Source organism: Bradyrhizobium sp. HKCCYLRH3097 (assembly GCF_051167875.1).
In the GTDB taxonomy this organism is placed as follows: Bacteria; Pseudomonadota; Alphaproteobacteria; order Rhizobiales; family Xanthobacteraceae; genus Bradyrhizobium.
The window spans coordinates 222,629-245,003 of sequence record NZ_JBNPTX010000010.1; the positions used below are offsets into that span (position 1 = coordinate 222,629).

24 protein-coding genes are annotated in these 22,375 nt (G+C 64.9%); 9 read left to right on the forward strand and 15 right to left on the reverse strand.

All coding sequences use genetic code 11. The features are described from left to right. Positions 1-29 precede the first annotated feature (29 nt). A complete protein-coding gene (phnF, locus tag ACQR0U_RS23500; protein ID WP_315752880.1) occupies positions 30-755 on the forward strand; it encodes a phosphonate metabolism transcriptional regulator PhnF in 726 nt (241 codons plus the stop codon). A gap of 35 nt (positions 756-790) precedes the next feature. Here the strand turns inward: phnF and ACQR0U_RS23505 are convergent, their stop codons facing one another. The 9 genes from ACQR0U_RS23505 to phnC form a co-directional block, all read right to left on the reverse strand. Beyond that, positions 791-1,633: a phosphodiesterase gene (locus ACQR0U_RS23505; protein ID WP_315825152.1), complete on the reverse strand. Its 843-nt coding sequence runs from the start codon at positions 1,631-1,633 to the stop codon at positions 791-793. 7 nt (positions 1,634-1,640) lie between these two features. Further along, a complete protein-coding gene (locus ACQR0U_RS23510; RefSeq protein WP_315825153.1) occupies positions 1,641-2,693 on the reverse strand; it encodes an ABC transporter ATP-binding protein in 1,053 nt (350 codons plus the stop codon). A 5-nt stretch (positions 2,694-2,698) separates the two neighbouring features. Next, a complete protein-coding gene (locus ACQR0U_RS23515; RefSeq protein ID WP_315810534.1) occupies positions 2,699-3,484 on the reverse strand; it encodes an ABC transporter permease in 786 nt (261 codons plus the stop codon). Between the two features lie 4 nt (positions 3,485-3,488). After that, complete coding sequence (locus ACQR0U_RS23520) at positions 3,489-4,304, reverse strand: ABC transporter permease (RefSeq protein ID WP_315713039.1); 816 nt, start codon at positions 4,302-4,304, stop codon at positions 3,489-3,491. A gap of 52 nt (positions 4,305-4,356) precedes the next feature. Beyond that, the gene (locus tag ACQR0U_RS23525) at positions 4,357-5,364 is read right to left on the reverse strand and encodes an ABC transporter substrate-binding protein (RefSeq protein WP_315752875.1); all 1,008 of its coding nucleotides are present in this window, start codon (positions 5,362-5,364) and stop codon (positions 4,357-4,359) included. Positions 5,365-5,523: 159 nt separating this feature from the next. Continuing rightward, complete coding sequence (gene phnE, locus ACQR0U_RS23530) at positions 5,524-6,372, reverse strand: phosphonate ABC transporter, permease protein PhnE (protein WP_315713042.1); 849 nt, start codon at positions 6,370-6,372, stop codon at positions 5,524-5,526. Continuing rightward, positions 6,369-7,253: a phosphonate ABC transporter, permease protein PhnE gene (phnE, locus tag ACQR0U_RS23535; RefSeq protein WP_315825154.1), complete on the reverse strand. Its 885-nt coding sequence runs from the start codon at positions 7,251-7,253 to the stop codon at positions 6,369-6,371. The genes phnE (ACQR0U_RS23530) and phnE (ACQR0U_RS23535) overlap by 4 nt, the downstream gene beginning before the upstream one ends. Positions 7,254-7,348: 95 nt before the next feature. Then, positions 7,349-8,281, reverse strand: a complete 933-nt coding sequence (gene phnD, locus ACQR0U_RS23540) for a phosphonate ABC transporter substrate-binding protein (protein ID WP_315713046.1) — start codon at positions 8,279-8,281, stop codon at positions 7,349-7,351. A 79-nt stretch (positions 8,282-8,360) separates the two neighbouring features. Continuing rightward, a complete protein-coding gene (phnC, locus tag ACQR0U_RS23545) occupies positions 8,361-9,170 on the reverse strand; it encodes a phosphonate ABC transporter ATP-binding protein (RefSeq protein ID WP_315713048.1) in 810 nt (269 codons plus the stop codon). 174 nt (positions 9,171-9,344) lie between these two features. On the opposite strand from phnC, the gene ACQR0U_RS23550 reads away from it, so the two are divergent. From ACQR0U_RS23550 to ACQR0U_RS23560, 3 genes are read left to right on the forward strand one after another with little or no spacing between them, the layout of a single operon-like run. Next, positions 9,345-10,007 carry a DapH/DapD/GlmU-related protein gene (locus tag ACQR0U_RS23550; RefSeq protein WP_434872282.1) on the forward strand — a complete coding sequence of 221 codons (663 nt, stop codon included), beginning with the start codon at positions 9,345-9,347 and terminating at the stop codon, positions 10,005-10,007. After that, positions 10,004-11,188 (forward strand): alpha-D-ribose 1-methylphosphonate 5-triphosphate diphosphatase, encoded by a 1,185-nt coding sequence (locus ACQR0U_RS23555; protein ID WP_434872283.1) that lies wholly within the window; start codon positions 10,004-10,006, stop codon positions 11,186-11,188. Before ACQR0U_RS23550 ends, ACQR0U_RS23555 begins: the two co-directional genes overlap by 4 nt. A gap of 6 nt (positions 11,189-11,194) precedes the next feature. Then, positions 11,195-11,905 carry a DUF1045 domain-containing protein gene (locus ACQR0U_RS23560; protein WP_434872284.1) on the forward strand — a complete coding sequence of 237 codons (711 nt, stop codon included), beginning with the start codon at positions 11,195-11,197 and terminating at the stop codon, positions 11,903-11,905. 5 nt (positions 11,906-11,910) lie between these two features. Here ACQR0U_RS23560 and ACQR0U_RS23565 read toward each other — a convergent pair whose 3' ends face one another. Further along, entirely contained in the window at positions 11,911-12,096 is a 186-nt protein-coding gene (locus ACQR0U_RS23565) for a hypothetical protein (RefSeq protein WP_316186997.1), read from the reverse strand. 579 nt (positions 12,097-12,675) lie between these two features. Here ACQR0U_RS23565 and ACQR0U_RS23570 point away from each other — a divergent pair. The 4 genes from ACQR0U_RS23570 (at position 12,676) to ACQR0U_RS23585 (ending at position 17,648) form a co-directional block, all read left to right on the forward strand. Next, positions 12,676-13,230: a peroxiredoxin gene (locus tag ACQR0U_RS23570; protein ID WP_315713058.1), complete on the forward strand. Its 555-nt coding sequence runs from the start codon at positions 12,676-12,678 to the stop codon at positions 13,228-13,230. A gap of 2 nt (positions 13,231-13,232) precedes the next feature. Beyond that, positions 13,233-13,778 (forward strand): carboxymuconolactone decarboxylase family protein, encoded by a 546-nt coding sequence (locus tag ACQR0U_RS23575; protein ID WP_434872285.1) that lies wholly within the window; start codon positions 13,233-13,235, stop codon positions 13,776-13,778. A 503-nt stretch (positions 13,779-14,281) separates the two neighbouring features. After that, complete coding sequence (locus tag ACQR0U_RS23580) at positions 14,282-15,199, forward strand: sel1 repeat family protein (protein ID WP_315752869.1); 918 nt, start codon at positions 14,282-14,284, stop codon at positions 15,197-15,199. Positions 15,200-15,302: 103 nt separating this feature from the next. After that, positions 15,303-17,648 carry an ABC transporter substrate-binding protein gene (locus tag ACQR0U_RS23585; protein WP_316174144.1) on the forward strand — a complete coding sequence of 782 codons (2,346 nt, stop codon included), beginning with the start codon at positions 15,303-15,305 and terminating at the stop codon, positions 17,646-17,648. A gap of 13 nt (positions 17,649-17,661) precedes the next feature. Here the strand turns inward: ACQR0U_RS23585 and modD are convergent, their stop codons facing one another. Continuing rightward, positions 17,662-18,543 carry a ModD protein gene (gene modD, locus ACQR0U_RS23590; RefSeq protein WP_434872286.1) on the reverse strand — a complete coding sequence of 294 codons (882 nt, stop codon included), beginning with the start codon at positions 18,541-18,543 and terminating at the stop codon, positions 17,662-17,664. A 73-nt stretch (positions 18,544-18,616) separates the two neighbouring features. On the opposite strand from modD, the gene ACQR0U_RS23595 reads away from it, so the two are divergent. Beyond that, positions 18,617-19,180, forward strand: coding sequence for a DUF2478 domain-containing protein (locus tag ACQR0U_RS23595; RefSeq protein WP_315768941.1), 564 nt, complete (start codon positions 18,617-18,619; stop codon positions 19,178-19,180). Between the two features lie 27 nt (positions 19,181-19,207). Here ACQR0U_RS23595 and ACQR0U_RS23600 read toward each other — a convergent pair whose 3' ends face one another. From ACQR0U_RS23600 to ACQR0U_RS23615, 4 genes are all read right to left on the reverse strand, one after another. Continuing rightward, a complete protein-coding gene (locus ACQR0U_RS23600) occupies positions 19,208-19,414 on the reverse strand; it encodes a TOBE domain-containing protein (protein ID WP_315713067.1) in 207 nt (68 codons plus the stop codon). Positions 19,415-19,565: 151 nt separating this feature from the next. Continuing rightward, a complete protein-coding gene (locus ACQR0U_RS23605; RefSeq protein ID WP_172112536.1) occupies positions 19,566-19,862 on the reverse strand; it encodes a ferredoxin family protein in 297 nt (98 codons plus the stop codon). 41 nt (positions 19,863-19,903) lie between these two features. Next, entirely contained in the window at positions 19,904-21,211 is a 1,308-nt protein-coding gene (locus ACQR0U_RS23610) for an FAD-dependent monooxygenase (protein ID WP_315768820.1), read from the reverse strand. Positions 21,212-21,233: 22 nt separating this feature from the next. After that, on the reverse strand, positions 21,234-22,340 hold the full coding sequence (locus tag ACQR0U_RS23615; protein WP_315713073.1) for an electron transfer flavoprotein subunit alpha/FixB family protein: 1,107 nt from the start codon (positions 22,338-22,340) through the stop codon (positions 21,234-21,236). Between the last annotated feature and the right edge of the window lie 35 nt (positions 22,341-22,375).

Sequence of the window (22,375 nt, forward strand, 5' to 3'; positions counted from 1 at the left end):
TTTTCAGGTCGCGCAGCGGAGAACCGCAGATGAGCATGCAGGGCGCCGACTCGGGCGTGGCACTGTGGCGCCGGGTGGCCGACGGCATCGAGCGCGACATCGCCGACGGCCGCTTCGCGGCCGGCACCCGCCTGCCCGGCGAGACCGAGATCGCCGAAACCTACCGCGTCAACCGTCATACGGTGCGTCGCGCGCTCGCGACCTTGGCCGAGCGCGGCCTCGTGCGCGCCGAGCGCGGCAGCGGCACTTATGTCGAAGCGCCTCGTCTGTCATATCCCCTGAGATCGCGAACCAGGTTCTCCGAGATCGTGGGCGCCGGCGGGCGCGAGCCGCGCGGACAGTTGATCGCAGCGTCCGAAGAGTCGGCGACGCGCGAACTCGCGCACGCGCTCCGACTGAAGACGGGGGCGCCGCTGGTCCGAATCGAGGCACTGCGTCTTGCCGACAAGACCCCCATCTGCGTCAGCACGTCCTGGCTGTCGTCCGAGCGATTTCCCGAGGCCGGCCACATCTTCGCATCGCTCCGCTCGATGACGGCGCTGCTTGCGCATTACGGCATTCGCGACTATCGCCGCGGCGCGACCAGGATCACGGCGGCCATCGCCGACGCGAGCGACGCCGCACGGCTCGACCTCGCGCTGGGCCGTCCGGTGCTGGTGGTCGACAGCACCGACATCGATGCCGATGGGACGCCGCTGGTCAGCAAGCGCTCGCGCTTCGCGGCGGAGCGCGTGACGTTCGAGGTCGAGAGCTAGACCAGACCCCGCCGCCTCGCTTCGTTCTTGCGCCCTCAGTCGATGAGCGTGCCGTCCTGATTGAAGAACGGATGCGGCCCGTTGAAAATCCCGATCGGCACCTGATGCGTGACGACCGTTCCAAATCCCGGTCCTGGAAACCAGGCATGAAGGTGAAAGGCCGGTGGCTCGATCCGGAAGGATGGCGGGCGAAGCTCGGCCAGGTCGAGCGCGACGGCATGGTTCGGTGCCGGGCAGATCGTGCAGGGGATGCCCGCAAACCGGGTCAGCGTCGCGCGATGAACGTGACCGCACCCGATCAGTTGCACCCGCGGATGGCGCGTGAGGACGGCCGCGAGATCGTCGGCGTTGCGCAGGTTCTGCCGGTCCATGTGCCAGATGCCAGTGGCGAACGGCGGGTGGTGCAGAAACAGCAGGGCCGGCCTTTCGCTGGATCCGGACAGCGCGGCGTCGAGCCATTGCAGACTCGCTTCATCGAGCTCGCCATGCGGATGGCCGGGCACGCTGGAATCGAGCAGAAGCAGATCGAGATCGGCCAACTCCACGCACCGGTTCAGCGGACCGGTGGGCTGACCATGCAGAGCGTCCGGAAACGCCGCGCGCATCAGCTCGCGTGAATCGTGATTGCCGGGCACGGCGACGAATGGAGTTTCGAGCTCGGCGAGAAGATCCTTGAGATGATCGTACTCGGCCGACAACGGCGTATCGACGAGATCGCCGGAGATCACCACCAGATCGAGCTTCGGCTCGAACCGGTTGAGCTCCGTGATGCAACGGGTCAACGCGCGCGCCGTATCGACGCGGCGGTAGGCGAGCCGGCCGGGCGCCTTGATGTGCAGGTCGGATATCTGGGCGATGACGACGGGGCTCTTGGTCATCAGCAGATCAGCCTTTCTCCGGCAACAGCCGAATGGAGTCCGGTGCAATCCGCAGGCCGATCCGCTCTCCCGCAGCGACCCTGATCGAATTCGGCGCGTCCACGGTCAGTGCAATTGAGGCGGCGTCGCGGACGATGATCCGCTGCCGGTCGCCGACAAAGCGGACGCTGTCGACGACGCCAGTCAGACTCGATGCCGCGGCATCGACGATCCCGATCGTTTCCGGCCGAACCATCGCCACCGCCAGGTTACGTGGACCGGGATCGGCGATCGGCTGCCGACCTCCCGGCAGAACGAGCTGGGCGCCGTCGATCGGCGCCTCGATGATGTTGGCCGCGCCGACGAACTCCGCGACGAATCGATCGGCGGGCGAGAAATAGATCTCGCGCGGCGTCCCGATCTGGGCGATGGCGCCCTTGCGCATCACGACGATGCGGTCGCCGAGCTCCATGGCTTCGGCCTGGTCATGCGTGACGTAGATTGCCGTGATTCCGAGCGTTCGCAACAGGCCGTTGAGCTCGCCGCGCAACCGCTCGCGGAGCGCTGCGTCCAAGGCGGTGAGCGGCTCGTCGAGCAGCAGCACGCTCGGCCGGATGGCGACCGCGCGCGCGAGCGCGACGCGCTGGCGCTGACCGCCCGAGAGCTGATCGATGCGCCGATCTTCGAGGCCGGCGAGGTTGGTCAGCGCGACCAGCTCGGCGACCCGCGCGGCGCGCTCCGGCTTGGGCACGCCGCGGATCTTGAGCCCGTAGCCGATATTGTCCGCGACGGTCATGTTGGGGAACAGCGCGTAGGATTGAAACACCATGCCGACATTGCGTTTCTCGATCGGCTGCCTCGTCAGATCCTTGCCGCCGAAAAGCACGCGCCCGCCCGCATCGGGTGTTTCGAGCCCGGCCACGATCCGCAGCAGCGTGGTCTTGCCGCAGCCGGACGGCCCCAACAGCACCAGCGTCTCGCTCTGCGCGATGTCGAGCGTGGCGCGCGCAAGCGCGCAGGTCCCGTCGGCAAAGGTCTTGCCGCAATTCTCCACCTTGAGGGCGGCTCCATGCCGGGTCATCGTGCTCACCTCAGGCTTCCTCTCTCGCCGATCCATTGCATGGCCACCAGCAGCGGGATGATCATGACGAAGAAGATCAGCGTGTAGGCGGACGCGACCTCGAGCCGCATCGATGCGTAGCTGTCGGCGAGGCCGACGGGCAATGTCTTGGTCAGCGGCGTATGCAACATCCAGGTCAGGTTGAACTCTCCGAGAGATAGTGTCACCACCATGAGGCTGCCCGCCAGGATGCCGGGCGCGGCGTTGGGAACGATGACGTCGATGAAGCGGCGCCATGGCGCGGCTCCGACCGATGCGGCACCTTCGTCGAGCGACTTCACGTCGATCGTCGAGAACACGGCCATAACGGACCGCACCATGAATGGCATCGTAAAGATCACATGGCCGGCGAGGATGAACAGCCATGAGCGGCGGAAGCTTCCCGCCCCGCCATAGGTGAGCAACAGCGCGAGCGCGATGGCGAGCCCGGGAATCGCGAGCGGCAAGGTGATGATCTCCTCGACCAGCCGCGCCAGCCGTCCGCCGCGAACGTACAGCGCATAGGCAGCGGGAACACCGACCACGAGCGTGACCGCCAGCGTGCCCAGCGCGATCAGGATCGATGCCATGATCGTGCCCGCGTAGAGCTCCCAGACCTGGGCCACCCACTGCAGCGTCACGCCGGATTGAATGCCGCGGAAGTAGTTGACGGTCACGCCCGCGGCGATCGAAAGGCCGGCCGGCACGGCCAGGAAGGCGGCGACCAGCAGTGTGAACAGCAGTTGAAGAATGAAGATGGCTCTGTCGCGCACGTGCCTACCCTGCCGCTGCCACCGAGCTGCCGGCGAAGGAGCGCGCCAATGCGAGCATCAGCCAGGTCATCAGGCCAAGGCCGACCGAGAGCGCCGCCGAGGTGGCCAGGTTTCCGGCCAGCGTGAACTCCGTGTAGATCAGCATCGGCAACACGTCGATGTTCGTGGCCAAGGTGAATGCCGTTCCGAACGCGCCCATCGCCGTCGCGAACGCGATTGCGCCGGATGCGATCAGCGCCGGGGTCAGTGCCGGCAGAATCACGTCGCGCAGCACGGCCCAGGGGCTTGCGCCGAGCGAGCGCGCGGCCTCCTCCAGCCCCGGGTCCAGCTTCTGCGCGGCAGCCATGATCGTGAGGATCACCCGCGGAATCGAGAAATAGAGATAGCCGAGGAACAGCCCGTAGATCGAATAGGCGAATACGAGCTTGTCGCCGGTGAGCCGGGACGAGACCTCGCCGATCAGCCCCTGACGGCCAGCCAGAAGGATGATCATGAAGCCGACCACAACGCCCGGAAAAGCGAGCGGAAACGTCAGGATCGCAACCAGGATCGCGCGGCCCGGAAACCGGTGACGCTGCAGAAACAGGCCGGCGATCGTCGCGATGATCAGGGTCGCGATCGTGGTGGCCGCCGCCAGCGCCAGCGTGTTGAGGAGAGTCGTGCGGTAGCGCGGTTCGAGAATGATCGCGAGATATTCGGTCAGACCGTGCGGTCCCTCGGCGCCGGTCGCGAGCAGCCTCGCCATCGGCAACAGGAAGAATGCCGCGGTGACGGCTGCCAGGGGCAGCAGGCAGAGCCGGACGAAGGATTTGTGCGACATGTGATCAAGTGCACCTCCGCCGGATCGTCTCCGGCGGAGGCGCGGTGCTCCTTCAGCGGACTTCGGACAGATAGCGATCGACGAAGCCCTTCTGCGCAGCTTCCATATCGCCCCAGTTCACGCTCTTGGCGCGGGCGTAGTCGCTGTCCGGCAGGAACTTGTTCTTCACCGAGTCCGGCAGCTCGATCGGGCGCGCCGGACGCAGATAGGCATTGGTCCAGATCGCCTGGCCCTTGTCGGAGAGCAGATAGTCGATCACCTTCTTCGCCTTGTCCTTGTCGGGCGCGTTCTTCACAAGGCCGACGACATAGGGAAAGACCACCGAGCCTTCGCAGGGAATCACGAACTCGAAATTGCCCTTCTCGGTATATTTCGCGCGGTAGGCGTTGAAGTCGTAGTCGAACAGGATCGGGATCTCGCCCGAGACGACACGCGCATAGGACGTCTGCTTCGGCACGATCGGATCGTTCTTGCGCAGATCCTTGAAGAACGTAAGGGCTGGCTCGAAATTGGCCTGCGAACCGCCGAGCGCGAGGTTGACGGCAACCGCGCCGACATAGCCGACGGCCGCAGAGCTCGGATCGAGGTAGCCCACCATGCCCTTGTAGTCGGGTTTGAGCAGGTCCTTCCAGCAGGCCGGAACGGGCTTGCCGCCGAGCGCGTCCTTGTTCACGAACAGGCCGAGCGTGCCGGAGTGGATCGTGGTCCAGTAGCCGTCCGCATCCTTCAGGCCGGCGGGGACCTGATCCCAGTTTGCGGGCTTGTAGGCCTCCAGCGCGTCCTGCGTCTTTGCCTTCATGCCGAAGGTGACGCCGAAATAGCCGATGTCGCCGACCGGATTGCTCTTCTCGGCGAGGATCTGCGCCAGCGCCTGGCCGGAGTTCTTGTTGTCGTGTGGAATGTCGTAGCCGAGATCGGTCTTGATCGCCTTGAGCATCGAGGCCCAGTCGGCCCATTCCGGCGGGCAGTTGTAGCAGATGACGTCCGCGGCCTTGGCCGGCTGCCATGATGCGGCAACACATAGCGCGAGCAGCGCGAGAACGAGGCGAGTGAGCTTCATGAAGACGGACTCCGTATGTCCTGGCATGGCAGCCAGTTCCGGAGCTTCCCCTAAAGGCGGCACATGAAGGATTTGCGACAGTCGGTGCAGCACACACAGCCGGCACCGCATCCTGATCGTTCGTAAGCGAACGATCGCAACCTTCGGATGCCGCTCCGGTCAGGCGATGGCGCGGCGGCCGATGATCGCAAAGCGCAGCTTGCCTGAGATCCAGTCGATCACAGCCACCGCCACGAGGATCATCAGGATCAGGAACGACACCTTCTGCCATTCCAGCACGCGGATCTGCTCCGCCAGCTGCAGCCCGATGCCTCCCGCGCCGACGATGCCGATGATCGTCGCGGAGCGCGTGTTGGATTCGATGAAGTAGAGCACCTGGCCGGCAATCACGGGAAGAACCTGCGGCAGAAGGCCGAAGCGGATCTCATGCAGCGGGCTGCCGCCGGCAGCGCGAACGCCCTCGACCTGCCGCCGGTCGGCGCTCTCCATCGCCTCCGAGAACAGCTTGCCGAGCGCTCCGAAATCCGAGACCGCAATCGCCAGCACTCCGGCGAACGGCCCGAGGCCGACGACATTGATCCAGACCAGCGCCCAGATCAGTGTGTCGACGCCACGAATGGTGTCGAACAGGCGACGCACCGGAAAACGGAAGATCGCCGACGGGATGATATTCCTGGCTGCAAGCAGGCTGACCGGAAGAGCGAACACGGCCGCCAAGGTGGTGCCGAGCACCGCGATCGAGAGCGTCTCGCCGAGCGCCTTGAGATAAATCGGAAGCGATGAGCCGGGATCCGGCGGCAGCATCATCCGCGCGATCCAGCCGAGCTGGCCGAGGCCGGACAGCATCCGCGACGGCGAGAAGTCGAGATCGACCAGACCGAAGACGAAGATCGCCACGGCCAACGCCAGCACGAGCGGCGTTGCAAGGCGTGCGGACAACGGCCGATTGAAGATCTGCGGATAGCGCTCGGCGAGCTGCTTCGGGTCGGGTGAGCCGGAGATACTCATGTGCGGGCCTCCGAGCCGAACAGGCGGCCGCGCAGCCAGCCGGTACCGATGTCGATCAGGAACACGGTGACCACGATCATGACAAGAATGGCGCTGACGTCGGAATAGTAGAACTTGCGGATCGCGACCACGAGCTCCTGGCCGATGCCGCCGGCACCGACGAAGCCCATCACGGACGCCTCGCGCACGTTGATCTCGAACCGCAGCAGCGTGTAGCTGGAGAAGCCGGCGATGACCTGGGGCAGCACGGCAAAGCGCATGCAGGACAGCCAGCTCGCGCCGGTGGCGCGCACGCCCTCGACCGGCTTCATGTCGGCGTTTTCGACGACCTCGGAGAACAGCTTGCCGAGCGCACCGCTCGAATGAAGGGCGATGGCGAGGACGCCCGGGATCGGCCCAAGCCCGAAAGCAATGACGAAGATCAGGGCGAACACGACGCTCGGAACGGTGCGGGCGAATTCCAGGAGCCGGCGCACCGTGAAGCGGATCCACGGCGCGGGCGAGGTGTTCTCGGCGGCGAGGAAGTTGAGACCGAATGCGACGAGCATTCCGGTCATCGTGCCGACGTAGCTGATCAGCAGCGTCTCTGCCAGAAGCTTGATCCACTTCTTGAAGCCCCAGAACCATTCGGGCAGATTGGTCCAGACCCGCTGCCCGTCGTCGAGCGTGAAGATGCGATCGAAGTAGCTGATGAAGTTGCCGAAGTAGGTATAGAACGTCCGCGGATTGACCTCGGCACCGATGGCCGCGGCGAAGAGCACCGCCAGGAATACCATGGCGGACAGGGCAAGACGCAAACGGCGGCGCGAAACGGCCCGCCGATAGGTCTCGTTCAGAGCCGCAAGCTGCTGGCTCGGAAGGATCGAAACGGCAACAGCCATCGGCTTCGTGCTGCTCTTGGTTCGGACGTGCGAGGGATTCTTCAACGGACGAGCCGGGCCCCACGAGACCCGGCTCACCATCGATGGATCGTCGATCAGGACGCCTTCTTGCGCAGGCTGTCGACGAATTTGATCAGGTCGATCGTGCCATCCCAGTCCTTCGTCGTGGCAGGGTGGAAGCCCTTCTTCTGGCCGTCGGAGAGACGGTCGAAGGCGGCCTTGTCCTTGATCGGCGCATCGAAGAAGGCCTTGGCGATCGCCGATTTCAGATCGGCCGGCAGGTCGGTGTTGTAGGCGTAGGGGCCGTTGATGATCGGCGCCGACTTGTGAATGATGCGGAAGTCGTCCTTCTTCATCGGCGAACCGTCAGCGTTCTTCAGCATGCCCTTGGTCAGCATCTGGGCCAACGTCGAATCGTTGTCGCTCGTCCATTGGTTGGCCGCGATGTCGACAGTCCCCTGCGAAAGGGCCAGCACCGCGTTCTCGTGGCTGCCGGTGAAGACAACCTTGCCAAAATACGTCTCGGCGTCGGTCACGCCCATCTTGTTGAGCTCGAAGCGGGGCACGTTGTTGCCCGACGTTGAGTTCGGATCGACGAGGCCGAGATTCTTGCCCTTGAGGTCTTCGACCTTCCGGTACGGGCTGCTCGCCTTGACGAAGAACACCGAATAGTAGCCGGTGCTGCCGTCGGAGTTGATGTCGTTGGCGAAGGCATCGGTCTTGACCCCGGTGAGCCGGGCGCGGGCAAACGACGCCGAGCCATAGCTCGCGATGTGGATGTTGCCGGCGCGCTGGCCTTCGATCACGGCCGCATAATCGTTGGCGATACGCAGCGTCACCTTCACGCCCAGCTCTTTCGAGAGATAGTTCACGAAAGGCGTCCAGCGCTCGGTGACACCCGAGGCGTTCTCTGCCGGGACCACGGCGAAGGTCAGCTCAGGATACTTCGCCTTCCAGTCCTCGGCTGACGCCGAGGCCGTGAAAGCCAGCGCAGCGACGCCCGCCAGAACGATGCGACGATTGATCATAACATGCCCTCTTGTTGCAGTAAGTAACAGGTCTCGCCCCCGCGCCATGCGGAAGCTCGAGCTTGCAGAAATCCGCGTCTCAGGCCACGGCCGCTTCGCCAAGTACCGGCACCGTTGCCGCCGGTGCCGGATGGATCGAACCCATCACCTCGTCCGCCTCGAGATCGTAGAGTTCACGTGCGATCTGCGCCGTCAGCGCCGACGGCACGTCGTCGAACACGATCCGTCCGGTCGCCATGCCGATCAGGCGATCGCAATAGCTGCGCGCCAGATCGAGCGAATGCAGATTGCAGACGACGGTGATGCCGAAATGCTTGTTGATGCGCAGCAACGCGTCCATCACGATCTTGGTGTTACGGGGATCGAGCGAGGCGATCGGCTCGTCTGCGAGAATGATCTCGGGGTTCTGCACCATCGCGCGCGCGATCGCGACGCGCTGCTGCTGCCCGCCCGAGAGCTGATCGGCGCGCTGCGCGGCGAGGGAGGCCATGTCGAACTGCTCGAGCGCCGACAGCGCCATGGCGACATCCTCCGCTGGCCAGAGCTGCGCCAGCGAGCGCCACGACGGGATTTCGGCCAGTCGCCCCATCAGCACGTTCGTCAGCACGTCCAATCGGCCGACCAGATTGAACTGCTGGAAGATCATCGCCGAGCGCGCGCGCCACTGCCGCAGGTCACGGCCGCGCAGCGCCGTCACGTCGAGATCCTTGAAGAGGATGCGGCCGCCGCTCACCGGGCTCAGGCGATTGATGGACCGCAGCAGGGTCGACTTGCCGGCGCCGGAACGCCCGATCACGCCGACGAAGCTGCCCGGTGCAACAGAGAAGGATGCATTGTCGACTGCGGCTTTCATGCCAAAACGGCACGTCAGGCCATCCACCACCAGCATTGAATTCTCCAGACGCCTCGCTTTGGCCTATCGCTAGCGTTTGGATTCTACAGTTATGTGACAGGGACACTGCGGCGCCACGTCCGTCCACATGCCGGTCACAGTCATGCAGATGTCACGCCTCTGTCATAGGGGAGATCCAACACCCTCACAGGCGTAGAGACAGGACGCGAGATGGCCGGCAAGTCGCTTTCGATTGAACCTACAGTTGACCCTTCGGCCAAGCTCCAGGACGTGACGCTCGGCGCCTATTGCGAGATAGGCGCCCGCACCATCCTGCAGGAGGTGACGATGGGCGACTACTCCTACGTGGTGAACGATTCCCAGATCACCTACACGACGATCGGGAAGTTCTGCTCGATCGCGGCGATGACCCGGATCAATCCGGGCAACCACCCGATGCAGCGGGCGACGCAGGCCCATTTCACCTATCGCGCCAGCGCCTATTTCCCAGGAGAGCCGGACGATGCGGAGTTCTTCGCCTGGCGGAGAGAGCATCATGTCCAGATCGGACACGATGTCTGGATCGGCCATGGCGCGATCGTGTTGCCGGGCCGCAACATCGGCACCGGCGCGGTCGTGGCGGCTGGCGCCATCGTCACCAAGGACGTTCCGGCCTATACCATCGTCGCCGGCAATCCGGCGCGCCCGATCAAGCGCCGGTTTCCGCGCGAGGTCGAGCAGCGGCTGCTGGATCTGGCGTGGTGGGATTGGAATCACGAGGCGCTGCGCGCGGCGCTGCCGGATTTCCGCAAGCTCGCGATCACCGCGTTTCTCGACAAATACGAGGCTGCCCTCGACGCACGCGTCTCGGTGCGGCAGAGTGCCGCCCCATGACCGATATCTCCATCTCGCGAGGCCGCGGCCTCGTCGATACCGACTTCGTCGACACCTCCTTGATCATATCCGGCGGCGTGATCGCCGGCATCGGGACACCGGGACGCCGGTCGGGTCTCGAACTCGATGCGGAGGGGCTCACTGTGCTTCCCGGCATCGTCGACATCCACGGCGATGCGTTCGAGCGCCAGATGATGCCGCGCGCCGGGGTCGATTTCCCGACAGACGTTGCGCTGATCGACAGCGACCGCCAGGCCATCAGCAATGGCATCACCACGGTCTTTCACGCGACGACCTGGTCATGGGAGCCGGGCCTGCGCAGCGCCGACAATGCGCGGCGCCTGCTCGAATCGATCGAAGCGCTGCGCCCGCGGCTCGCAGCCGACACGCGCTTTCATCTGCGTCACGAGACCTTCAATCTCGACGATGAGGAGGAGATCGGCCGGTGGCTCGCCGACCGGCGCGTTGACTTGTTCGCCTTCAACGATCACATGGATTCGACGGTGGCGAGTCTGGACAAGCCGCACAAGCGCCAGCGCATGGTCGACCGCACCGGCCTGCCCGGCGCGGAGTTCGACCGGTTGGTCGCGCGCATCGCCGCTCGCGCCGATGCCGTTCCGGCCTCGATCGCGCGGCTGGCCGAGATCGCACGCAAGGCTGGTGTCCGCATGCTGTCGCATGACGACGACAGCCCGGCCATGCGCAAGGCGTTTCGCAGCCAGGGAGTGACCATCGCAGAGTTTCCGGTCAACGAGGAGACCGCGCGCGAGGCCGCTCAAGGGGGCGACGCGATCGTATTCGGCGCGCCCAACGTCGTCCGTGGCGGTAGCCATACCGGGTGGACGAAGGCCAGCGACATGATCGCCAAGGGCCTCTGCTCGGTGCTGGCCTCCGACTACTACTATCCAGCGCCGCTGCTGGCAGCGTACCGGCTCGCAGCCGAGGGCGTTCTTCCGCTGGCGCGCGCCTGGGGTCTGATCTCGGGCGGCCCTGCACGCGCAGCCGGGCTGGCGGACCGCGGCATGCTCGCCGAGGGCCGCCGCGCCGATATCATTCTGGTCGACGACCGCGTACCGTTGCGCCCCCGCGTCGTCGCTGTGATCGCGTCCGGCCGGCTGGTCTATCTCACCGAGACAGACCGGCTGAACGCCCGGCCGGCGCGTGCCATGGCGGCGGAGTAGCGAACCATGGCCAAATTTCCGCGCTATGCGATCTACTATGCTCCACCAGCAACAGCCGACCTGACGGAATTCGGCGCGCGCCTGCTCGGTTACGACGCGTGGAGCGGCGACGACCGCAGCTTTCCGAGCGAGATCGTCCGCGCGGTTCCAGACTGGGCTGAGCTGACCGCAGACCCGCGCAAATACGGCTTTCACGCGACCTTGAAGGCTCCGTTCGAGCTGGCGGATGCGGAGAGCGAAGCCGCGCTCTGCGCCGCTTGTGCTGAGTTCGCGGCCACGCCGCGAGCCGTCCCGGCCATCCGTCCGTTCGTGGACGCAATCAGCGGCTTCATCGCGATGATCCCCGGCGAGCCGTCGCCGGCGCTGCAACAGCTCGCGGCCGATTGTGTCCAGGCCTTTGAGCCATTTCGCGCTCCGATGACGGCCGACGACCGTGCTCGGCGCAAGCCGGATCTGCTGACACCACGGCAGCGCGATCATCTCGATCGTTGGGGGTATCCCTATGTCATGGAGGATTTCCGCTTCCACATGACGCTCACTTGCCGGCTGTCCGACGAACGGCGCCGGCCGATCCTGATGATGCTGCAGGAGAGATTCGCGGCACTGTCACTGACAGAGCTTCGGATCGACAGGATTGTGCTGTTCCGCCAGGCCAAGGCCCACGAACGTTTCCGCATCATCGGAGACTGGCCGCTCACGGCCGTCCAGGGGGGATAGCGGCGTCAGCTCGGCATGGCTGCATAGTGCGGCGGCGCCTCGCGGCCGAAGACCGAGAGTGGCGGCGAGATGTCGGCGCGCTCCCGCGGCAGGGCTCCCCATCCTGCCGCGAGCGCGGCTGAGGTCGCGAGAAATCGTCGATCGATCGACAGGCTCGCGCTTGCATTTGGTGCCGAGACGGTTTCGCTCATGGTGATGAACTCCTCCCAGGCCGATGAAAATCTGCGAGGAGACTATGGTCGGGTCATCGCGCAGCAAGGCGAAATAACAGACGCGATCTGCCGAAAAGCTGACAACACTGTGCGCCGCGCGACACCTTGCACCGTGCCGCGCCGTGATCTGCCGACGGCTTGTCGCCTTGATGCCGCTTAGCGAGTCGCCGTGGTCAAACGTGCATCGCGACGAAGGCGATAATGTCAATTTTGCCACTTCGGCCGCACAAAGAAATTGCACGTCGGGCGTCGTCGAGACCGTCAACACGACGTCGCATGGCGCTTCGACCAAGCGGGATATCAACCTCCTTTTGCCGTGGCGACGACGCGCGCGCTCCGGCTGTCGTCGCTCGATGTCCGATCGCAATGTCACGAAGCCGACGCTCCAAGCCAGCTCCATCCAAAAGCTCCCCATCGCCACGGCCTCGCACTCGCAGCATGTTGCCGCCACGTGTCGGGTTTTCGACAATCCACTGATACTAAAAACGAATGGCATATCGCTTGCAATGCACAATGCGCCTCGCTATTGCAGCGCAATAATTTTCTTGGAGTGCCCCAATGCTCGGAATCGGAAGCAAGCTGCCATCGTTTGAAATCGTCGGCGTGAAACCCGGCTTTCATCTTCAGGAGGAGAAGGGCGAGAGCGCCTTCGAGACCCTGACCGAGACCAGCTTCCCTGGAAAGTGGAAGATCATCTTCTTCTATCCGAAGGATTTCACCTTCGTCTGCCCGACCGAGATCGCCGAGTTCGCGCGCCTGGCGAAGGACTTCGCGGACCGCGATGCCGTGGTGCTCGGTGGCTCGACCGACAACGAGTTCTGCAAGCTCGCCTGGCGCCGCGACCACAAGGATCTGCACAAGCTGCCGATCTGGCAATTCGCCGACACCAAGGGCGCATTGGTCGACGGCCTCGGCGTCCGCTCGCCCGACGGCGTCGCCTACCGCTACACCTTCATCGTCGATCCCGACAATACGATTCAGCACGTCTATGCGACCAACCTGAATGTCGGCCGCGCTCCGAAGGATACGCTGCGCGTCCTCGACGCGCTGCAGACCGACGAGCTCTGCCCGTGCAACCGCGAAGTCGGCGGCGAGACCCTGAAGGTCGCCTGATCATGTCGATCGAGCAGCTGAAGGACCAGATCCCGGACTTCGCCAAGGACGTCAGGCTCAATCTGTCGTCCATGGTCTCCGACGAGACGCTGTCGCCGCAGGCCAAATATGGCCTGCTCGTCGCCTGCGCGATTGCGACTCGCAATCCGAGCGTCGTTGCGGCCTTCGAATCGGTTGCGGCCGCGCAGCTGTCGCCCGCCGCTTTGGCGGCGGCGAAATCGGCCGCCGCGATCATGGCCATGAACAACGTCTACTACCGCTTCGTGCACCTTGCCTCGAACAAGGAGTACGCGACGATGCCGGCCCGGCTGCGGATGAACGTCATCGCCAACCCCGGCGTCGCCAAGGCCGATTTCGAGCTGTGGTCGCTCGCGGTGTCCGCCATCAACGGCTGCGGCACGTGCATCGATTCGCACGAGAAGGTCCTGCAGGATGCGGGCGTGCCCGCGGCCACGATCCAGACCGCCGTGCGCTTTGCCGCCATCATCCAGTCGGTTGCCGTTGCGATCGAAGCCGCTGGTGTGTCCGTCGCGCTGGCGGCGGAATAAGAATCGATCGGATATGTGAATGCGGCCGGCATTGTCCGGCCGCATTTGTCTTTCGCCATTTCTCGCCTGAGTTGCAGAATTTCCCGGCGCGCCTGCAACTCCTCGGTCCGCTAAGCCCCTGACCTCGCGGCAAAGTCGAGATGGCTGCGGCATCCTGATACTCCAACCGATCTTTCCGCAAAGCGCAGAACTCGCCCCCGGTCTCGCGCATTGCGCGTAGTCACCGATGCGGCGCGCCGGGAAATTTCCATCAAATAGCCTTACCTACTCACCCTTCCCGACAAGAACATTGATCAGCTTAGGGACCAAGCAACATCGATTGTGACCAGGGCGCGCGAAAACAATGGCGTGCATGTCGGAAGGAAACCGGACCTGTCGGTCTCGACGGAAGCGTTGATGCAATGTCCCCGATGTCGCATCATGTGCGCTTCGGTTGGACCGCGCGCGCCCGACGTCCTGAAGCTATCTCCCACGACCCGTTCGTCGGAGACAGGAGGCTAGTGATGAGTGCTCCAGATCAGAACGATCCGGCGAAACCAGCGCCGCCCTGGGCGAACGAAGAGCTCCGCAGATATGCGCCGCGCCGCCGCCAGACGGAGGCCGGCCCGACGGCATTCGATCCGCCCGCCGACGGCATCCCCCTGCCGCATCATCTGGTGTCCCGGCCAAGCTCCCTGCCGGCCCGGCCAGCGGCCCTTGACCTCGACGATGAGGAGGCCCACCGTGCCTGGAGCGCGAAGCTCGATCCCGTGGTGATGCCCCTGCCGCCGGAGGATCCGGACAAATCGTTGCGGCTGAGTAGCATCATCAAGATCGGTGCCGCCGTCGGCATCGCGGCCTCCATCGCCATGATGGTGGTCAACATGGTCTCCTTCGACAACAGCGCAGCGACACCGGGTGGCAAGAGCCCGATCATGCCGACCGCCGTGCTGGAAAGCCTGGCCCAGATCGATCCTGCGGAAGCCAAGGTCGCCCAGGACGACCCGCCGCAGACGGTCGCCGCGCTCGCGGCTCCCAGCGGTACAGAACTGGCGATGCGGCCATGGCCCTCGACGCCGACGTCGCCAGCGCCAGCCGCGGCAGCACCGGCGGTCTCGCCCCCCTCCGCTGCGCTCCCGATGGCCTCGCCTCGCCCGACCGTTCCGCTGCCGCGAGACGAGGTCGATGCGCTGATGAAGCGCGGACGCGACCTGCTCGCCGCGGGCGACGTCGCCAGCGCGCGCCTGATCCTGACGCGGCTTTCCGACGCCGGAATTGCGGACGCCTCCCTTCTGCTCGCGCGCACCTATGACCCGGCCGAACTGACGAAATCGCGGTTGCTCGGTGCTGTTCCCGACGCAGCCAAGGCGCGTACCTGGTATCTCAGGGCTGCGGAGCAAGGATCGCCGGAAGCCAGCCGACGCATCTCGGCTGCGCGCTAACGCATAAATCTCGAAGCGCTCGAGACGCGACCCGGACCGCTCCCTGCGAGACGGGCGGCCGCGATCTGCTGCGCCCGAGAACCAAATATCGATGGGAGGACTGATGATGCACGGCATCCATGCTGCAGTTCGCGCCGGCTTGGCCGCCAGATGGAGCCGACGTCGCAGACCACGGGATGCAAAGATCAGCCCCCCTCGAGCAGCCGCATGCCTCGCCCTGGCTCTGTCCGCTCCGCTGGCGCTGACCGGACATCAAGCGGTCGCCGCGGACAACGAGATCCGCATCGGCAACACCATGCCCTACAGCGGCCCGGCTCTCGCCTATGGCGTCATCGGCAAGACGATCGCGGCCTACTTCAACAAGATCAATGCCGAGGGCGGCATCAACGGCCGGCGCGTCAACTTCATTTCCTACGATGACGGCTATGCGCCGCAGAGGACGGTGGAGATGACGCGCAAGCTCGTCGAGGAGGACAACGTCCTGCTGATGTTTGCGAGCCTGGGCACGGCTCCCAACCTGGCGGTGCGCCCTTATCTCAACGCCAACAAAGTCCCGCAATTGTTCGTGGCATCCGGCTCCTCGCAATGGGACCAGCCGCACGACTTTCCGTGGACCATGGGCTTTCAGCCGAGCTACCAGGCCGAGGCGCACGTCTATGCCCAGTACCTGCTGGAGACCCACAGCCGCGGCAAGATCGCAATTCTCTATCAGGACGACGATTTCGGAAGGGATTACGTCAAGGGATTGAAGGACGGCCTGGGCGGCAAGCTCCCGATCGTGGCGGAAGCCGGCTACAAGGTCACCGACGCCAACGTCAATCAGCAGATCGCCACGCTGAAGGCCTCCGGCGCCGACATCTTCTTCGACGTGACCACGCCCAAATTCGCCGTGATGGCGATCCGCCGCGCGGCCGAGCTCGGCTGGCGTCCGGACCACATCATCTCGACGGTCTCGGAATCGGTGTCCGCCGTGATGCAGCCGGCCGGCCTGCAGAATGCCGAAGGCATCCTGTCCGCGGGCTATTACTACGAGGGCGAGGAGGCCGCGGCTGCAGGCGATCCATCCTACCGCGAATGGTCCGCCTTCATGGACCGCTATCTGCCGGACGTACCGAGGAGCAATGGTCTTGCGACCTTCGGCTACCTCGCGGCAAACGCGATGGTCGCAGTGCTGCGGAGTTGCGGCGACGACCTGTCGCGCGACAATATCATGAAGCAGGCGGCATCCCTGAAAAGCCTCAAATTGCCGATGCTGACGCCCGGCATCACCGTCAACACCAGCCCCCATGATCACGCGCCGCTGGAGCAGATGCAGATGATGCAGTTCACCGGCGGCAAGTGGCAGCGCTTCGGTCCGGTCCGGAGCGGTATCGATCCCGGCAGCGTCAGCGATTCCTTCAAGACCATCTTCCGTTACGGCACGGCGAAGCGCGATCTGGCCAACCAGCTGAATGCCAATACCGTCACGCTGATGACCGGCTCGTTCGGCAGCACCTACGCCAATATGGGCGCGGACCTCGCATCCGCGCTCGACAAGGGGACGGAGTTGCGCATCCTTCCCGTGATCGGCCGCGGCTCGGTGCAATCGGTCGCCGACATCCTGCTGCTGCGCGGCGTCGACGCCGGCATCATCCGCAAGGACACCTTGGCCTTTCTCGAGCGCAAGGACTTCGCCAACAACATCCGCGAACAACTGGTCTATGTCACCAAGCTGTTCAACGAGGAGATGCACGTGCTGGCGCCGAGATCGATCGCCAGCCTGAGCGAGCTCGACGGCAAGACCATCGCCGTCGACCTGCCCGACGGCGGCACCTTCGTCACCTCGATCAACGTGTTCGAGCGCCTCGGGATCAGGCCACATCTGCTCTATATCGAGCCGCGGCTGGCGCTGGACATGCTGCGCAGGGGCGACATAGACGCCATCATCACGGTCGAGGGCAAGCCGGTGCAATGGCTGAGTCAGGTCAGCGATCCCAATCTGCATCTGGTGCCCGTCGACTACGACAAGGCTCTGCACGACGACTATCTGCCGGCGCAATTGTCCGCCGAGGACTATCCGAACCTCGTCGGCGCCTCGGCGCCGGTGAACACGATCGCGGCCGAGGCCGTGCTGGCGTCGTTCAACTGGCCGGCCGGCAGCGACCGTCACCGCCGGCTGTCTCTGCTGGTCGAAGCCTTCTTCAGCAACATGCAGACGCTGCAACGGCCGCCATACCACCCGAAATGGCAGGAGGTGGCGCCGCTGGCGCCGATCGCCGGCTGGACACGGTTCAAGACGGCACAGGACTGGCTCGATCGCAATACGCCGCCTCCCCAGATGCTGGGGGCGAACGCACAGGCCAACGATCTGCAGGCTAGCGGCGTATCGGCCGATCCCCGGCTGTTCCGTGAATTCATGGAATGGCGAGCCAACCGCCAGAAGCGCGCCGCTCCGCGGCACCCACAGTAGCCGGGTCGTGCGGTCAAGCCGTGGCCGTGGCCGAGGCAGGGCTGATCCGCACCTGCACGTCGCAGGGACGCGCGAGGTAGGGCGCCGAGGTGACCAGCACGTCTGCCCCCGCCGCAGCATAGGCAGCGGCGTTCTGCGCATTCACGCCACCCGCGGCCGCAATGATCGGCCGCCGCGGCAGCGCCGCGCTGATGGCGATACGCTCCGTCAGCGCAGCGATGTCGGCAGGCGAAAATTTCTCGGCCTGGATGACGTCGAAGCCGGCCACGGCGGCGGCGACGGCCTGCTCGACCGTGGTGACCTCGATCACGAGCCGCTTCTCCGGCGCGCTCCGCCGCAACCGCTCGGCGACATCGGCAAGCGGCGCATCGCCGAGAAACGCCCGGTGTTCCGGAAACACCAGCACCGACTCCGACAGGCCGAGCCGATGCATCACCGCGCCACCCGCCTTCACCGCGGCAACGGCGAACGGCTTGGTTCCGGGGACGTTCTTGCGCGTGCAGGCGACCACAATGCCAGGCCTGATCGCGCGCGCCGCGCCGACGATCGCAGCCGCCCCGGTGGCGACGCCTGACCAGATCTCGATGAGCGTCTGCGCCACCTTCCAGCTCCGCAACAGGCCGGCCGCCGTGCCCTCTGCACGGAGGATCGGAGCCCCCTCCTCCAGTACCATTCCGCTGCCGGCGAACAATTCGACATGGCAGCCCGTGAGCTCGATCAAGGCCGCCGCGTCCTCGGCCAGGGCCAATACCATGCGGCCGCGCGCAGCGAAGTGCATCAGGCCCGGCTCGGCGCCGATCCCGAGCGTCTCCGTCGTCAGGTCGCCATAGGGGACATCGTCGCGGAGCAGCGCTTCCAGATCATGGTGCGTAGCGGTGGTCGGCGCGCGCGACATCTGCTCTTTCTCCACAGGCTGCATCCTCTATATAAACCCTGGTCGCCGCCCGCCCCCGATCGCCAGGCCCCGCATGATCCCGCACGATCTTCCTGCTTCCGCCGAGCCCAATCAGCCCCGTCTCGCCGCCATTCTCTACGGACCGGGCGACGACGCCGATGCCTTGCTGGACGCCTTTGCCCAGGAGCTGCTGCAACGGGGCGTCCGCGTCGGCGGCATCGTTCAGCGCAATACGAGAGACGAAGTCGGCAAGAAAAGCGGAATGGACGTGATCGATCTCGCCAATGGCGACACGATCTCGATCTGTCAGGACCTCGGCACCGGATCGACAGCCTGCAAGCTCGACACCGCAGGCCTTGCCGAAGCCGGCATGGCCGTTCACCGCGCCATCGCGGCCCATGCCGACCTCATCGTGATCAACAAGTTCTCCAAGCAGGAGGCTTCCGGAAGCGGGTTGCGCGGCGAGCTGGCCGACGCAATCACGTCGGGGATTCCGGTGCTGACGGCCGTGCCGCAGAAATGCATCGACGACTGGCGGACCTTTGCGGGCGATTTCGGCACGCTGCTCCAGCCGTCGCTTTCCGCGATGGAAACCTGGTGGCTCGACCTGCGCGCGCGACAGGCGTCGCGCGGCTGATCGGCGCAGCAATTCGGCGCCACGCTTCTATTTGCCGATCATCACATCCGACGACTTGATGACGGCGGAGACGCTGTCGCCGACGGCAAGCGCGAGTTCGTCCACCGCCTCGTTGGTGATCGCCGAGAAGACTGTCAGTCCCGGGGCGAGCTCCACCTTGACGTGGGCGGTGGTCGTTCCCTTTTCAACCGAGATGATTCGTCCCGGTAAGACATTTCGTGCGCTCAGCTTCACGTGCTGTTCCTCATCCGTTGCAGCCTCGTTGCTGCTGCTCAATGTAAACAGAACGCGTGCCAGAACTCAATGACCTATATCAAACACAATACAGGATTGATGATCCGGCGCTGCGTTTGCGGCACCCCGTCGACGGCATGATCCGACGGCGTCAGCCGAACTTGAACAGCACGCCGTAGCCGCCGCGCGGATAGCTCCACTCGATGTCGCCGCTGGCCTCGCCGATGACCCGGCAGGTGCCGCATTCGATGCAGCCGTCGACCGTGATCTCGACCTGGCCCTTGTCGTTGAGTTCGTAGCAGCGTGCCGGGCAGGCCTTGAGAAGCGCCTTCAACTGCGGCGTCGGCGTGGTATGCGGACGGACCTTGATATGGGCCCGGCCGGGATCGACCTGATAGCGATTATAGAACAGCTTGTCTTCGACCCTGACTGCGACGTCCGTGCTCATGTCTGATCTCCCTCGCCTGAGCTGTTTCGTTCATTCACCAATCATCGCCACGCCCGAGCAAACCTGAAGGCGTCACCGAACAGGCCGGTCCATGACCTTGCATTCACGAAGGAGCGCACGGTGCTGCTTTCCTTCTCCTTCTTCGGCGTGCCGTCGACGCGCACGAAGTTCTGCATCGCCTTGGAGACGAGCTGCGGATAGGTCAGGAAGAAGTTCTGCGACTGGTTGTGCAGCAGCGCCGGCATGTCCTTGTATTTCTTCAGGTCCTTGATGACGAAGGAGTCCTCCAGCATCTTCTTGTAGAGCGCGAGGTTCTCCTTGGTCATCGGATCGCGGCGCGACTTCACCTGGAAGATCGCCTCGGCGGCGATGCGGCCGGAGGTCATCGCGAGATTGGATCCCTCGCGGTGGACGGCATTGTTGAGCTGGGCGGCATCGCCGACCACCACCCAGCCATCGCCGCAGAGCTGCGGGATCGCGTTGTAGCCGCCCTCGGGAATCAGGTGCGCCGAGTACTCCTTGACTTCCGACCCCTCGATCAGCGGCGCCACCGACGGATGCTGCTTGAACCGCTCGAGCAGGCCGTATGGCGTCTCGCCGGTCTTCTGGAAGTCGGAGACGAGGCAGCCGATGCCGAGCGAAATGCACTCCTTGTTGGAATAGATGAAGCCCATGCCGGTCATGCCGCGGGAAATCGTGCCGACGGCCTCGATGACGGCCCCTTCGTCGCCCTTCAGGTTGAAGCGCGCCTCGATCGTTTCGCGCGGCAGGAAGTGCATCTCCTTGACCGCGAGAGCGACGTTCTCCGGCTTCGGCCGCTCGCGCAGGCCGGCGCGGGTTCCGAGCAGGCCGTTGACGCCCTCGGCCAGCACGACGACGTCGGCATGGATCTCACCATCGCGCCGATCGGTTCTGACGCCGATCACCTTGCCATAGGCATCCTGCGCGAGCTCGGTCACGGTGGTCTCGCACAGCACGGTGGCGCCAGCCTCCTTGACCTTGGACGAGAACCATTTGTCGAACTGGGCGCGGATGATCGTGTAACGGTTCGGCTTTTCCTCGTTGAAGTCGTCCGACTTGTAGTGCAGGCCGACATGCGACTTGTCGTCGAGCATCCAGAAGCGCTGCTCGACCAGATGGCGTTCCAGCGGCGCTTCCTCGCGGAAGTCCGGAATCAGCTTCTCCAGCATGTCGGCGTAGAGGATCGCGCCCTGCACGTTCTTGGAGCCGGAATACTCGCCGCGCTCGAGCTGCAGCACCTTCATGCCGCGCTTGGCCATGGTCAGCGCAGCCGCATTACCGGCCATGCCGGCACCCACGACGATCGCGTCGAAACGTTCCTCGATCATTGCCCTGCTCCCTCTCTGGTGCCTAGCTTGCGATGCGATCGCGCGAATGCGGCGACAGACGCGCGCGGAATGCCTCCGTCAGCGCGGGCAGCAGCCGGATCGCATCGGTGACGATGCCGACATGCGCGAAGTCGAAGATCGGCGCGTTCTTGTCGGTGTTGATGGCAACGATCAGGTCGGCGCCCTCGACACCGACCCGATGCTGGATCGCGCCGGAGATGCCCGCGGCGATGTAGAGCTTGGGCCGAATGGTCTTGCCGGTCTGGCCGATCTGGCGATCCGAGGTCACCCAGCCCTTCTGCACCAGCGGCCGCGAGCAGCCGAAGTCGGCGCCGAGCACCGCGGCGAGCCCCTTGACGAGCTGGAAGTTCTCCGGCGAGCCAAGCCCGAGCCCGCCCGCCACGACGATGTCGGCATAGGCGAGATTGGACTTGGCGGAATCGCGATCCGGAATGAAGGACAGCACCTTGGTGACGATGTCCTCCTCGACGAGACCGAGCTTGTGCTCGATGATGCGACTGGCGGGTTTCTCGACGCGGTCCGGCATCGGCATCACGCGCGGGCGGACGGTGGCCATCTGCGGCCGATAGTTCAGCGTGTAGATCGTGCAGAGCAGCGAGCCGCCGAAGGTCGGACGCGTCGCGGCCAGCGAGCCGTCGGCATCGACGTCGAGCTCGGTGCAGTCGGCGGTCAGACCCGTGAGCAGCGTTGTCGCGACGGAGCCGGCGAGGTCGCGGCCGAGCGTGGTGGCGCCGAGCAGCAGGATCTCCGGCTTGAAGGTGTTGACGACGTCGGTCAGCGCCTTGGTGTAGGCTTCGTTGCGATAGTCGGTGAGAACGCCGTCCGCGACGATGTAGGCGAGATCGGCGCCATAGCAGAACGACTCCGCGGCAGCGTGCTGCACGGCTTCTCCGGGAGGACCGATCACGACGGCCGCGAGATCGACCTTCAGCTTGTCGGCGAGCTTGCGTCCGGCGCCCATCAGCTCCCAGGATACCGGGTGGACCTGGCCGCGCTCCTGCTCGATGAACACCCAGACGTGCTTGTAGGCCTTGAAATGCTCGGGCAGCTCCTTCTTGGTCGCGGCGCGACCGGCTGCGGCGGGCGGTGCTTTGGTGGGTTCGCTCATGATCGTCGTCCCTTGGTCCGTCAAAAGCCGTCTGG

What these genes read in the sequence shown, in the direction of transcription:
- ACQR0U_RS23615 (WP_315713073.1), bottom strand. Translation starts at nt 22,340, where the DNA reads ATGAGCGAACCCACCAAAGCACCGCCCGCCGCAGCCGGTCGCGCCGCG.
- ACQR0U_RS23560 (WP_434872284.1), top strand. Translation starts at nt 11,195, where the DNA reads ATGGCCAAATTTCCGCGCTATGCGATCTACTATGCTCCACCAGCAACA.
- ACQR0U_RS23585 (WP_316174144.1), top strand. Translation starts at nt 15,303, where the DNA reads ATGATGCACGGCATCCATGCTGCAGTTCGCGCCGGCTTGGCCGCCAGA.
- ACQR0U_RS23520 (WP_315713039.1), bottom strand. Translation starts at nt 4,304, where the DNA reads ATGTCGCACAAATCCTTCGTCCGGCTCTGCCTGCTGCCCCTGGCAGCC.
- ACQR0U_RS23610 (WP_315768820.1), bottom strand. Translation starts at nt 21,211, where the DNA reads ATGATCGAGGAACGTTTCGACGCGATCGTCGTGGGTGCCGGCATGGCC.
- phnE (WP_315825154.1), bottom strand. Translation starts at nt 7,253, where the DNA reads ATGGCTGTTGCCGTTTCGATCCTTCCGAGCCAGCAGCTTGCGGCTCTG.
- ACQR0U_RS23510 (WP_315825153.1), bottom strand. Translation starts at nt 2,693, where the DNA reads ATGACCCGGCATGGAGCCGCCCTCAAGGTGGAGAATTGCGGCAAGACC.
- ACQR0U_RS23580 (WP_315752869.1), top strand. Translation starts at nt 14,282, where the DNA reads ATGAGTGCTCCAGATCAGAACGATCCGGCGAAACCAGCGCCGCCCTGG.
- ACQR0U_RS23555 (WP_434872283.1), top strand. Translation starts at nt 10,004, where the DNA reads ATGACCGATATCTCCATCTCGCGAGGCCGCGGCCTCGTCGATACCGAC.
- phnD (WP_315713046.1), bottom strand. Translation starts at nt 8,281, where the DNA reads ATGATCAATCGTCGCATCGTTCTGGCGGGCGTCGCTGCGCTGGCTTTC.
- ACQR0U_RS23565 (WP_316186997.1), bottom strand. Translation starts at nt 12,096, where the DNA reads ATGAGCGAAACCGTCTCGGCACCAAATGCAAGCGCGAGCCTGTCGATC.
- ACQR0U_RS23550 (WP_434872282.1), top strand. Translation starts at nt 9,345, where the DNA reads ATGGCCGGCAAGTCGCTTTCGATTGAACCTACAGTTGACCCTTCGGCC.
- ACQR0U_RS23570 (WP_315713058.1), top strand. Translation starts at nt 12,676, where the DNA reads ATGCTCGGAATCGGAAGCAAGCTGCCATCGTTTGAAATCGTCGGCGTG.
- modD (WP_434872286.1), bottom strand. Translation starts at nt 18,543, where the DNA reads ATGTCGCGCGCGCCGACCACCGCTACGCACCATGATCTGGAAGCGCTG.
- ACQR0U_RS23525 (WP_315752875.1), bottom strand. Translation starts at nt 5,364, where the DNA reads ATGAAGCTCACTCGCCTCGTTCTCGCGCTGCTCGCGCTATGTGTTGCC.
- ACQR0U_RS23505 (WP_315825152.1), bottom strand. Translation starts at nt 1,633, where the DNA reads ATGACCAAGAGCCCCGTCGTCATCGCCCAGATATCCGACCTGCACATC.
- ACQR0U_RS23605 (WP_172112536.1), bottom strand. Translation starts at nt 19,862, where the DNA reads ATGAGCACGGACGTCGCAGTCAGGGTCGAAGACAAGCTGTTCTATAAT.
- ACQR0U_RS23575 (WP_434872285.1), top strand. Translation starts at nt 13,233, where the DNA reads ATGTCGATCGAGCAGCTGAAGGACCAGATCCCGGACTTCGCCAAGGAC.
- ACQR0U_RS23595 (WP_315768941.1), top strand. Translation starts at nt 18,617, where the DNA reads ATGATCCCGCACGATCTTCCTGCTTCCGCCGAGCCCAATCAGCCCCGT.
- phnC (WP_315713048.1), bottom strand. Translation starts at nt 9,170, where the DNA reads ATGCTGGTGGTGGATGGCCTGACGTGCCGTTTTGGCATGAAAGCCGCA.
- phnE (WP_315713042.1), bottom strand. Translation starts at nt 6,372, where the DNA reads ATGAGTATCTCCGGCTCACCCGACCCGAAGCAGCTCGCCGAGCGCTAT.
- phnF (WP_315752880.1), top strand. Translation starts at nt 30, where the DNA reads ATGAGCATGCAGGGCGCCGACTCGGGCGTGGCACTGTGGCGCCGGGTG.